The organism is Streptococcus sp. 116-D4, from assembly GCF_009731465.1.
Taxonomy (GTDB): Bacteria; Bacillota; Bacilli; order Lactobacillales; family Streptococcaceae; genus Streptococcus; species Streptococcus pseudopneumoniae_E.
Map to the genome: position 1 here is coordinate 656,064 of NZ_AP021887.1, position 12,329 is coordinate 668,392.

10 protein-coding genes are annotated in these 12,329 nt (G+C 41.4%); 9 read left to right on the plus strand and 1 reads right to left on the minus strand.

The genetic code is table 11. The annotated features are described in order from the left end of the window. Positions 1–50: 50 nt before the first annotated feature. The 7 genes from UKS_RS03355 to alaS all read left to right on the plus strand — a co-directional run bounded on the left by UKS_RS03355 (position 51) and on the right by alaS (position 8,157). A complete protein-coding gene (locus UKS_RS03355) occupies positions 51–1,208 on the plus strand; it encodes an ABC transporter ATP-binding protein (RefSeq protein ID WP_049495137.1) in 1,158 nt (385 codons plus the stop codon). After that, positions 1,189–1,995, plus strand: coding sequence for an ABC transporter permease (locus UKS_RS03360; protein ID WP_156011812.1), 807 nt, complete (start codon positions 1,189–1,191; stop codon positions 1,993–1,995). Before UKS_RS03355 ends, UKS_RS03360 begins: the two co-directional genes overlap by 20 nt. Then, positions 1,992–2,765 carry an ABC transporter permease gene (locus UKS_RS03365; RefSeq protein ID WP_156011813.1) on the plus strand — a complete coding sequence of 258 codons (774 nt, stop codon included), beginning with the start codon at positions 1,992–1,994 and terminating at the stop codon, positions 2,763–2,765. The genes UKS_RS03360 and UKS_RS03365 overlap by 4 nt, the downstream gene beginning before the upstream one ends. After that, positions 2,762–3,832: an ABC transporter substrate-binding protein gene (locus UKS_RS03370; protein WP_156011814.1), complete on the plus strand. Its 1,071-nt coding sequence runs from the start codon at positions 2,762–2,764 to the stop codon at positions 3,830–3,832. Before UKS_RS03365 ends, UKS_RS03370 begins: the two co-directional genes overlap by 4 nt. A 152-nt stretch (positions 3,833–3,984) precedes the next feature. Beyond that, a complete protein-coding gene (locus UKS_RS03375) occupies positions 3,985–4,518 on the plus strand; it encodes a DUF5626 family protein (RefSeq protein WP_156011815.1) in 534 nt (177 codons plus the stop codon). 513 nt (positions 4,519–5,031) lie between these two features. Beyond that, complete coding sequence (locus UKS_RS03380) at positions 5,032–5,517, plus strand: LURP-one-related/scramblase family protein (RefSeq protein ID WP_138700324.1); 486 nt, start codon at positions 5,032–5,034, stop codon at positions 5,515–5,517. 21 nt (positions 5,518–5,538) lie between these two features. Then, on the plus strand, positions 5,539–8,157 hold the full coding sequence (gene alaS / locus UKS_RS03385; RefSeq protein WP_156011816.1) for an alanine--tRNA ligase: 2,619 nt from the start codon (positions 5,539–5,541) through the stop codon (positions 8,155–8,157). 89 nt (positions 8,158–8,246) lie between these two features. Here the strand turns inward: alaS and UKS_RS03390 are convergent, their stop codons facing one another. Continuing rightward, entirely contained in the window at positions 8,247–9,701 is a 1,455-nt protein-coding gene (locus UKS_RS03390) for an alpha-amylase (protein WP_156011817.1), read from the minus strand. A gap of 175 nt (positions 9,702–9,876) precedes the next feature. Here UKS_RS03390 and UKS_RS03395 point away from each other — a divergent pair, with 175 nt between their 5' ends. Both UKS_RS03395 and UKS_RS03400 read left to right on the plus strand, forming a co-directional pair. Next, a complete protein-coding gene (locus UKS_RS03395) occupies positions 9,877–10,626 on the plus strand; it encodes an ABC transporter ATP-binding protein (RefSeq protein ID WP_050242125.1) in 750 nt (249 codons plus the stop codon). Next, complete coding sequence (locus tag UKS_RS03400) at positions 10,607–12,235, plus strand: hypothetical protein (protein WP_156011818.1); 1,629 nt, start codon at positions 10,607–10,609, stop codon at positions 12,233–12,235. Before UKS_RS03395 ends, UKS_RS03400 begins: the two co-directional genes overlap by 20 nt. Positions 12,236–12,329 lie beyond the last annotated feature (94 nt).

Here is a 12,329-nt window from a genome sequence, read left to right on the forward strand (position 1 = left end):
TGACAGAGCCCTGATCTGTTAATCTATGAAAAAGAAGGAATAAATGCCAATTGAAAAAACCAATTATTGAATTCAAAAACGTATCTAAAGTTTTTGAAGACAGCAACACCAAGGTTCTCAAAGATATCAACTTTGAGTTGGAAGAGGGGAAATTTTATACCCTTCTAGGCGCATCTGGTTCTGGGAAATCAACCATCCTAAACATTATTGCAGGTTTGCTGGATGCGACGACAGGAGATATTTTACTGGACGGTGTCCGCATAAATGATATCCCAACCAATAAGCGAGACGTCCATACGGTCTTCCAATCTTACGCCTTGTTCCCGCACATGAATGTCTTTGAAAATGTTGCCTTTCCATTGCGATTGCGAAAGGTCGATAAAAAAGAAATCGAAAAACGTGTCTTAGAAGTTCTCAAGATGGTACAGCTTGAAGGATATGAAAAGCGTTCTATCCGTAGGTTATCTGGAGGACAACGTCAGCGTGTGGCTATTGCGCGTGCGATTATCAACCAACCCCGTGTAGTTCTCTTGGACGAGCCTTTGTCAGCGCTGGACTTAAAATTGCGAACAGACATGCAATACGAGCTGCGTGAACTGCAACAACGCTTGGGTATTACCTTTGTCTTTGTTACTCACGATCAGGAAGAAGCCTTGGCCATGAGTGACTGGATTTTTGTCATGAATGATGGCGAGATTGTCCAGTCAGGAACACCAGTTGACATCTATGACGAGCCAATCAACCACTTTGTTGCAACCTTTATCGGTGAATCCAATATCCTGCCAGGAACCATGATTGAGGACTACTTGGTCGAGTTCAATGGCAAACGATTTGAAGCGGTCGACGGTGGGATGAAGCCAAATGAGCCAGTTGAAGTCGTGATTCGTCCAGAGGACTTGCGCATTACCCTTCCTGAAGAAGGCAAGCTTCAAGTTAAGGTCGATACCCAGCTTTTCCGTGGGGTTCACTATGAGATTATCGCTTATGATGAACTTGGCAATGAATGGATGATCCATTCAACTCGTAAGGCCATCGTGGGTGAGGAAATCGGTCTGGACTTTGAACCAGAAGACATCCACATCATGCGTCTCAATGAAACAGAAGAAGAGTTCGATGCTCGTATCGAAGAATACGTAGAAATTGAAGAGCAAGAAGCAGGTCTGATTAACGCGATCGAGGAGGAAAGAGATGAAGAAAACAACCTCTAAACTCTTTGTAGTGCCCTACATGCTTTGGATTGCGCTCTTTGTCCTGGCACCCTTGGTCTTGATTTTTGGGCAATCCTTTTTCAACATCGAAGGCCAGTTCAGTTTAGAAAACTATAAATCCTATTTTGTGTCACAAAACTTGACCTATCTTAAAATGAGTTTCAACTCGGTTCTTTATGCTGGGGTTGTGACTCTAGTGACACTCTTGATTAGCTATCCAACAGCCCTCTTTTTGACCCGTCTCAAGCACCGTCAACTCTGGCTCATGCTGATTATCCTACCGACTTGGATCAATCTTCTCCTTAAGGCTTATGCCTTTATCGGGATTTTTGGTCAAAATGGTTCTATTAACCAATTCTTGGAATTCATCGGAATCGGTTCACAGCAATTGCTCTTTACCGATTTCTCCTTTATTTTTGTCGCAAGCTATATCGAGCTTCCATTTATGATTTTGCCCATCTTCAATGTTTTGGATGATATGGATAACAATCTCATTAATGCCAGCTATGACCTCGGTGCAACTAAGTGGGAAACCTTCCGCCATGTCATCTTCCCTCTGTCTATGAACGGGGTGCGAAGCGGAGTTCAATCTGTCTTTATCCCAAGCTTGAGTCTCTTCATGTTGACACGTTTGATTGGTGGGAACCGTGTTATTACGCTGGGAACTGCCATCGAGCAAAACTTCCTGACAAATGACAACTACGGTATGGGTTCAACTATCGGTGTGATTCTCATCCTGACCATGTTTATCACTATGTGGGTGACTAAGGAAAGGAGAGAACGATGAAAAAATTATCAAATCTTTACCTAGCCTTTGTCTTTATCGTCCTTTATTTGCCAATCTTTTACCTGATCGGATATGCCTTCAATGCCGGGGATGATATGAACAGCTTTACAGGCTTTAGCTTGAGCCATTTTAAAACTATGTTTGGCGATGGTCGCCTTATGTTGATCCTCACCCAGACCTTTTTCTTGGCCTTCCTGTCAGCCTTGATTGCGACCATTATCGGGACTTTTGGTGCCATTTACATCTACCAGTCTCGTAAGAAATACCAAGAAGCCTTTCTATCACTCAATAATATCCTCATGGTTGCGCCTGACGTTATGATTGGTGCCAGCTTCTTGATTCTCTTTACCCAACTCAAGTTTTCACTTGGCTTTCTGACAGTTCTTTCTAGTCACGTAGCCTTCTCCATCCCTATCGTGGTCTTGATGGTCTTACCTCGTCTCAAGGAAATGAACGATGACATGATTCATGCGGCCTATGACCTTGGTGCCAGTCAATTTCAGATGTTCAAGGAAATCATGCTTCCTTACCTGACTCCGTCTATCATAGCAGGTTATTTCATGGCCTTCACCTATTCGCTAGATGACTTTGCTGTGACCTTCTTCGTAACGGGAAATGGCTTTTCAACCCTATCCGTCGAGATTTACTCTCGTGCTCGCAAGGGGATTTCCTTAGAAATCAATGCCCTGTCTGCCCTTGTCTTTCTCTTTAGTATTATCCTGGTTGTTGGCTATTACTTTATCTCACGTGAGAAGGAGGAGCAAGCATGAAAAAACTCTATTCATTTTTAGCAGGAATTGTAGCCATTATCCTGGTTTTGTGGGGAATTGCGACTCATCTAGATAGTAAAATCAATAGCCGAGATAGTCAAAAACTGGTTATCTACAACTGGGGGGACTACATCGATCCAGAACTCTTGGAGCAATTCACAGAAGAAACAGGAATTCAAGTCCAGTATGAGACCTTTGACTCCAACGAAGCCATGTATACCAAGATCAAGCAGGGTGGAACGACCTACGATATTGCCATTCCGAGTGAATACATGATCAACAAGATGAAGGATGAGGATCTCTTGGTTCCGCTAGATTATAGCAAGATTGAGGGAATTGAGAATATCGGTTCTGAGTTTCTAAATCAGTCCTTTGACCCAAACAATGAGTACTCTATTCCATACTTCTGGGGAACCTTGGGGATCGTCTACAATGAAACCATGGTAGATGAAGCGCCTGAACACTGGGACGACCTTTGGAAACCAGAATATAAGAACTCCATTATGCTCTTTGATGGGGCGCGTGAAGTGCTTGGTTTAGGTCTTAACTCACTAGGCTACAGCCTCAACTCCAAGGATAGCCAGCAGTTGGAAGAGACAGTGGACAAGCTCTACAAACTGACTCCAAATATAAAGGCTATTGTGGCGGACGAGATGAAGGGTTACATGATTCAGAACAACGCTGCAATCGGTGTGACCTTCTCAGGTGAAGCCAGCCAAATGCTAGAGAAAAATGAAAATCTTCGCTATGTCGTACCGACAGAGGCAAGCAATCTCTGGTTTGACAATATGGTCATTCCTAAGACTGTCAAGAACCAGGATGCGGCCTATGCCTTTATCAACTTTATGTTGAAACCTGACAATGCTCTCAAAAATGCAGAGTATGTCGGTTATTCAACACCAAATAATGCTGCTAAGGAATTGCTCCCAGAGGAGAAAAAAGAAGACAAAGCCTTCTATCCTGATGCTGAAACTATGAAACACCTAGAAGTTTATGAGAAATTTGACCATAAATGGACAGGAAAATATAGCGACCTCTTCCTACAATTTAAAATGTATCGGAAGTAGGATGTATGAAAACGGATCAGTCACGCTGGTTCGTTTTTTTAACTCTTTTTCTTTGCAATAACAATATTTTATGGTATAATGTAAGCGTAAACACAAACACAAGAAACTCTCTAAATATTCTATGCTTTTAAAAAAGATAGGAGGAATAAATCATGAAAAAGAATTTTATGATTTTCTTAACAGCAGTTGCTAGTTTATTGTTTTTAACAACATTTTCAACTACAAAGGCAGATGAAAATATTGACAATAACGGTAGTTATGAAACAAGAACATCTTTAGTAATGAAAGTTGGGGATTCTGATACACAAGTATTTACAGATAATTCTGGGCAAGAAAATGTAATTACCGTTACAAAGGTTGCTGACGGACCTCGAACCGGTTTTAGATGGGCACAAGTTGGTAGTGAAAAAGCTAATAACGGAACTTATCATATAAGTTACAGACGCGGGATATTTAACTGTGGCTTCTATATCACAATAGATACTCGTAACATTACCAGCGCATATGATTTATGGTATTTCCATCTAGTAGGCGTAGACTCCGCAAATTTAGTGCATGAAAGTAATAGGAGAGCAACAGCATATTTCACATTTCAACTCGGTGTTCCTTGGATTAACGGCCCAAGTTGGGACGGAGCTCTTCGAGCAGAGCTCGACGCAGACTATCTAGTTACACTGGTGAAGTAAAATGGGAATATTTGGTTTGATGACAGTCGCTCTTACTATAACTCTCTTTCTAATCATCATTTTTTTAATAGTAAAAAATATTAAGAAATAAATAACTTTAAAATATTTAGAGAGCAGATAAAAGACACCAAAACTAAATAATTTGGTGTCTTTTATTATGAAACATTCGAAAACTTGGGATAAAAGTTGGGATAAAAAGAAAAATGGCAGTAAGAAAAAGTATATTCTGAAAAAGTAATCTGAGATGTAGGGAATAGGTCTGATTAAATGGAGATCATTTCCAGTTGACGCAAGCTTAAAAAAACGGTATAATAAGAAAGTTGAGAATTGATTTTCAGTTGTCTTAGTCCAGAGAAATGGCGGTGCTGCGAGCCATCTAAGCTAGGAAGTCATGCTACTCAATCATACAATTGCATAAGAACAAGAGAATGACAAGTTCATTGAATGAAGGTGGTACCGCGGTTTTTCGCCCTTCGTGATATGAGCTTGTCTTTTGATTTTTTGGAGGTGTTGATGAAAACATTTCTTGTCAAACAAAAGTTTCGTCTTGGAGGCGAACGCTTCGCTATCAAGGACGACAGGGGAGAAATCGCCTATCAGGTAGAGGGATCATTCTTTAAGATTCCCAAAACTTTTACCATCTATGATGATAATGGTGAACAGGTCAGTCAGATCAGTAAAGAAATCTTGACCTTGCTTCCTCGTTTTGAGATTCAGCTTCGGGATGGCTCGAGTTTTGTCATTCGTAAGAAGTTGACCTTTTGGCGAGATAAGTATGAGTTTGATAATTTAGGTCTTCGTATCGAGGGTAATATCTGGGATTTGGATTTCAAATTGCTGGATGATCGCGATCAGCTGATTGCGGAAATTAAGAAGGAACTCTTCCATTTGACCTCTACCTATACCGTAACGGTTCTTGAAGACGCTTATGCAGATCTAGTCATTTCCCTCTGTGTCGCGATTGACTATGTGGAAATGCTGGAAAGCCAATCACATTAAACAAGTAAATAAGGAGACAATATGAAACAACTATCTAGTGCACAAGTACGCCAAATGTGGCTTAATTTCTGGGCGACCAAAGGTCACTCAGTAGAACCATCAGTAAGCTTGGTTCCTGTAAATGACCCAACTCTTTTGTGGATCAACTCTGGGGTAGCAACTCTTAAGAAATACTTTGACGGAACCATCATTCCTGAAAATCCACGTATTACCAATGCTCAAAAGGCTATTCGTACCAACGATATTGAAAACGTAGGGAAGACTGCGCGTCACCATACCATGTTTGAAATGTTGGGGAACTTCTCTATCGGGGATTACTTCCGTGATGAAGCGATCACTTGGGCTTATGAGCTTTTGACAAGCCCTGAGTGGTTTGATTTCCCAGCTGAAAAACTTTACATGACCTACTATCCAGATGATAAAGATTCTTACAACCGCTGGATTGAAGTGGGAGTGGATCCAAGTCACTTGATTCCAATCGAGGACAACTTCTGGGAAATCGGTGCGGGACCTTCTGGACCAGATACAGAAATCTTCTTTGACCGTGGAGAAGCTTTTGATCCAGAAAATATCGGTATTCGCCTTCTTGCAGAAGATATCGAAAACGACCGTTATATCGAAATCTGGAACATCGTTTTGTCACAATTTAACGCAGACCCTGCTGTCCCTCGTAGCGAATACAAGGAATTACCACATAAGAACATTGATACGGGCGCTGGTTTGGAGCGTTTGGTGGCGGTTATCCAAGGTGCTAAGACCAACTTTGAAACTGACCTCTTCATGCCGATTATTCGTGAAGTGGAGAAATTATCTGGTAAGGTTTATGACCAAGATGGTGACAACATGAGCTTTAAGGTTATCGCTGACCACATCCGTTCACTTTCATTTGCCATCGGAGATGGTGCCCTTCCAGGAAATGAAGGCCGTGGTTATGTCCTTCGTCGTTTGCTCCGTCGTGCCTCTATGCATGGTCAAAAATTGGGTATCAACGAGCCTTTCCTTTACAAATTGGTTCCAACTGTTGGAAAAATCATGGAAAGCTACTACCCAGAAGTGCTCGAAAAACGTGACTTTATCGAAAAAATTGTCAAGAGCGAGGAAGAGTCATTTGCCCGCACTCTTCACTCAGGTCAACACTTTGCAGAAACTATCGTAGCAGACTTGAAAGAAAAAGGTCAATCTGTCATTGCTGGTCAAGATGTCTTCAAACTTTATGACACTTATGGATTCCCGGTTGAATTGACAGAAGAAATCGCTGAAGAAGCGGGTATGACTGTGGATCGTGAAGGTTTTGAAGCAGCCATGAAAGAGCAGCAAGAACGCGCGCGTGCGTCAGCTGTTAAGGGTGGTTCAATGGGTATGCAAAATGAAACCCTTCAAAACATCACTGTAGAAAGTGTCTTCAACTACAATGCTAGTCAATTGCCTTCTAAGTTAGTGGCTATCGTAGTAGACAATACAGAAGTAGAAGCTGTTTCGGAAGGAACTGCCTCTCTTATCTTTGCGGAAACGCCATTCTATGCTGAAATGGGTGGACAGGTCGCTGACCACGGTCAAATCTTGGATGAGTCAGGTAAGGTTGTGGCTACTGTGACCAATGTTCAAAAAGCACCAAACGGACAAGCTCTTCACACTGTTGATGTTCTTGCACCGCTTGCCTTGAACCAAGAATATACGCTGGCAATTGATACCAATCGTCGTCACCGTGTTATGAAAAACCACACTGCAACTCACTTGCTTCACGCTGCTCTTCACAATATCCTTGGAAACCATGCGACACAAGCAGGGTCTCTTAACGAAGTTGAATTCCTTCGCTTTGACTTTACCCATTTCCAAGCTGTGACTGCTGAAGAATTGCGTGCGATTGAACAACAAGTCAATGAAAAAATCTGGGAAGCCATCGCAGTCAAGACTGTTGAGACTGATATCGACACAGCCAAAGAAATGGGAGCTATGGCCCTCTTTGGTGAGAAATACGGCAAAGAAGTCCGTGTTGTAACGATTGGTGACTACTCAGTTGAACTTTGTGGTGGTACTCACGTAGGTAACACTTCTGAGATTGGCCTCTTCAAGATTGTTAAAGAAGAAGGGATCGGTTCAGGAACTCGCCGTATCTTGGCAGTGACTGGTAAGGAAGCCTTTGAAGCCTACCGTGAACAAGAAGATGCGCTGAAAGCAGTCGCAGCAACCTTGAAAGCACCTCAAGTCAAGGAAGTCCCTCATAAAGTAGAAGGACTTCAAGAGCAACTTCGTCAATTGCAAAAAGAAAATGCTGAGTTGAAGGAAAAAGCAGCAGCAGCTGCCGCAGGCGATATCTTCAAGGATGTCAAGGAAGTCAATGGTCATCGTTACATTGCTAGTCAAGTATCTGTATCTGACGCTGGTGCCCTTCGTACTTTTGCAGATAACTGGAAACAAAAAGACTATTCTGATCTTCTTGTTCTTGTTGCGGCTATCGGTGACAAAGTCAATGTCCTTGTAGCAAGCAAGACAAAAGACCTTCATGCAGGAAACCTTGTCAAAGAATTGGCACCAATCGTCGATGGACGTGGTGGTGGAAAACCAGACATGGCCATGGCAGGAGGAAGCAACCAAGCTAAAATCCAAGAATTGCTGGATGCAGTAGCAGGTAAATTATAATCAAGTAAAGATCTATCCATTTGGGTAGGTCTTTTTGTGACTACAAAAAAGCCAAATCTGATTGGATCTGGCTTGAATATTATGAACTATTAAATAGTATTAGCTGCCCAGACACTTACCGAAGCAGCTGAGACAGGGAATTGTCCATAACCTTCCTCATCAATTGTAACTTGACCTTGATTATTTCCAAGTAAATCTACGAAGGTTTGGTTAGCCCATTCTTGACCAACAAACATAGACTTGTTATTTTCTTGGTCATTTGAGATTAGGACTGCGATTGGGGATTGATTTTCAGCACCTGAACGTACCCAACCGATACAGTTAGCATCATCAAAGTAGTCATTTTGTTCTCCATAGGCCAAATCTTTTCGGATGGCTAGGAGGCGGTCAAGGACTTCTTTGAAATCTTCTTGAGCATACTCCCCTGAAATCCCATAGTAGTCTCCGTAAAAGACACATGGAAGGCCGTTTTGGCGTAATAGAATGAGGGCATAAGCTGCTGGTTTGAACCATTCTTCAACAGTAGACTCAAGGGCTTGTCCTCGTTGGGTATCATGATTGTCGACAAAGGTTACAGCCTTGTCGGGCTTGAGTTCAACCAAGCTATCTGTGAAAATACCACGAAGGTCATAGTTTGCACCAGCTTGACTGGCTTCAAAGAAATTCTGGTGGAGACGAACATCGACAAGGTCAAAGCGTTCTTCTGTTTTTTCAAGATAGTCTAGATTGGCTTCCTTGTCGGCGTTCCAAAATTCACCAAAAACATAGAAATCCTCACCGTATTTTTCCTTCATATCTCGGATGAAATTGCGCATGAAGAAAGAGTCAATGTGTTTGACGGCATCCAAGCGGAAACCAGCCACACCAGTCGTCTCCATGAACCAGTCAGCCCAGTCATAGATATTTTGAATGACTTCGGGATGTTTAAAGTCTAGGTCGGCATACATGAGGTAGTCATAGTTACCATTTTCGTTATCGACCAATTCCTCGTTAGCCCAGCCTTTGTTATCCCCTTGGATGAGATAAATCCCAGACTTGCGGCGTTTGGCATCGTAGTCTGTACCGGTGAAGTGGTACCAATGCCAGTGGAAGTCATTGTAGGTATCTTGGCGTCCATCGAAGGTAAAGCTAGTCCAGCCATTGATAGTGAAGGGTTCTCCAAGTTCAACTGTACGGTCATCTGGATCCACTTCGATAACCTGAAAGGCTTCCATGTGATCAGCAGCAGCCTTGTGATTGAGCACCACATCGGCCATAGGTTGAATTCCCTGTGCTTTAAGGGCTTGAATGGTTTGAAGATAGTCTTCTTTAAAACCATACTTGGTACGGACAGTTCCTTTTTGATTAAACTCTCCTAGGTCAAATAAGTCATAGACTCCATAGCCGACATCTTTTTCATTTGTCGCCTTGAAAGCTGGTGGCATCCAGACATGACTGATACCGAGATCAGCTAGGTGTTGAGCATCTTCAGCCAGACGCGTCCAGTGCTGGCCGTCGTGGGGCAGATACCATTCAAAGTATTGCATGAGTGTTTGATTTTGCATGATGTTTCCTCTTACTTGTCAATCTTGTTCTTTATTCTATCATAAAGTATCGGTTAGCTCAAACGTTTGCGTAAAACTGAATAATAAGTTTTTGACTATTTTATCAAAAGTGTTGATAAATCTGTACCAAAGTGTTAATATAATAATAAAAAAACATAAATATAGGAGTCATCCCATGATCGAATTTCAAAATGTTAGTAAGTTGTATGGTGATAAAGAGGCCTTGAGCAATCTCAATCTGCAGATTGAAAATGGAGAGATTATGGGCTTGATTGGCCATAATGGGGCTGGAAAATCGACCACCATAAAGTCTCTAGTCAGTATCATTTCACCCAGCAGTGGCCGTATTTTGGTAGACGGTCAGGAGTTATCGGAAAATCGCTTAGCAATCAAACGAAAGATTGGCTACGTAGCAGACTCGCCTGACTTATTTTTACGCTTAACGGCCAATGAATTTTGGGAATTGATTGCTTCATCCTATGATCTGACTAGCTCTGACTTGGAGGCTAGTCTAGCTAGGCTATTGAGTGTTTTTGATTTTGCTGAAAATCGCTATCAGGTTATTGAAACTCTTTCTCACGGAATGCGTCAGAAAGTCTTTGTCATCGGGGCACTCTTGTCTGATCCCGATATTTGGGTCTTGGACGAACCATTGACTGGTTTGGATCCCCAGGCTGCCTTTGATTTGAAGCAAATGATGAAGGAGCATGCGCAAAAAGGCAAGACGGTCTTGTTTTCAACTCATGTCCTAGAGGTAGCTGAGCAAGTCTGTGATCGGATTGCCATTTTGAAAAAGGGACATTTGATTTATTGTGGTAGCGTGGAGGACTTGAGAAAAGACCATCCAGACCAGTCTTTGGAGAGTATCTACCTTAGCCTTGCCGGTAGAAAAGAGGAGGTTTCAGATGCGTCTCAAGGTCATTAAAAAATTAGTTGATATCAATATCCTCTATTCATCTCAAGAAGCTAATCTGGCTAACCTACGAAAGAAGCAGGCTAAGAATCCTGGGAAAAAAGTTGATGTGTCAGGGAAATTATTGCGTTCTTATCTTGTTTCTAGTTTGTTGCTACTCCTCTTATTTTCGAATTTAGTTTTTCGTTATCCTTTTGAGGAGGTTCCCAGTCTATTTAGTAATATGGTTGCTATTTTTCTAGTTATTGTCTTTTCTAATAGTTTAACAGCCTTTTACAATGTTTTTTATGAGAGTAAGGACTTGTCCTCTTATAGTCCTTATGCCTTTAAGGAATCAGAAATTATGCTTGCAAAAGGAATATCTGTTCTTTTGCCGTCTTTAGTTGGACTTGTCCCTATCTTAGCTTATTTTCTGGTTCTTTATCTTCGATTAGCTCCTTCTCTTTGGTTGGGCTTGCCTTTGATGTTGCTGTCCTTAGCTTTATTATTTGTCTCAGTTGGTCTAGGGATGGTCTTGGCAGTCCATTTTTTGGCCCAGACAGCATTTTTCAGAAAGCACCAGTCTCTTTTATCTAATGTCATGATTGGTCTGGGGCTATTATTCCCTATGATACTGGTTTTCTATTCAAATTCAGGAGCGAGTATAGAGACAGTTAGAGAAGTCCCAACCCTCTTTTATCCTCTTCATATCTTTTATAAAATAGCAGTAGAGCCTTTTTCTCTTGAATCCATCTTTGGATTACTTGCTTGGATAGTAGCAACTGTTTTGCTACTTTATCTAACAAAAAAGAAGGTTGTTCCTCAATTTTATCAAGTTGTTATGACCAACAGCGAAGAAAAAATCAGAAAAGAGCGTCGTAGCAAACAAAGCAGTTCCATAACTAAAAAAGGTTTTTTCCGTATGGTGTTACGCTACAACCTCTCCCTCTTGGGACAGGGGACTAGCTTGGTGACAGTGCTTTTTACAAGTACTTTCCTGCCTTATTTCTTTATGATAGGATTAATATTTAAGATTAGGGACTCACAGCTTGTTCCAGAAATAACTGCCGAATACTGGTTGCCCTTGTTTTTTGTGGGAGTGTTTATAGCAGTCTTAAATAACAATATCACAAGTCTATCTTCAATCGGGTTATCTCTGGAGAGGGAAAATTTTGATTTTCTGAAGAGTTTACCCTTTGACTTTACTCGTTATGTGAAAATGAAATTTTGGATTATATTTGCTGTCCAGTCCTTTTTACCAGTTCTGACTTTACTTGGTCTTTCTCTATATCTAGGCTTGCCCATTCTTTCGATGATTTACCTTCTTGTGGTATGGGTCCTTGCCAGTGTCATCCTTTCTTGTCACCATTACTTTAAGGATGTGAAAAATCTGTCAACCAATTGGAGTAGTATTACGGACTTGGTGAATCGTTCAAATGGTATAGTCGCAATAGTTTTATTGTTTATATATAGTGCAATCCTGATGGCCCTTGTAATTGGGAGCTTATTCTTGGTTCAGTCTCTATCTCCTATCCTTGCCATCAGCTTGGGAGTAGGGGCCCTTATTCTTCTGCTTGGTTTTGCTATTTTTAGCTATCATTACTATCTATCACGCATATTATCAGAAGTAGAAAAAAGATGAGCTAGTTGGTCGCTTGCTTGATAAATTTAATTCGACAAACACTTTTATAGTTTGTTAGAATGTAGTTGTAAATGATTAAGATTTGTAATAAAAA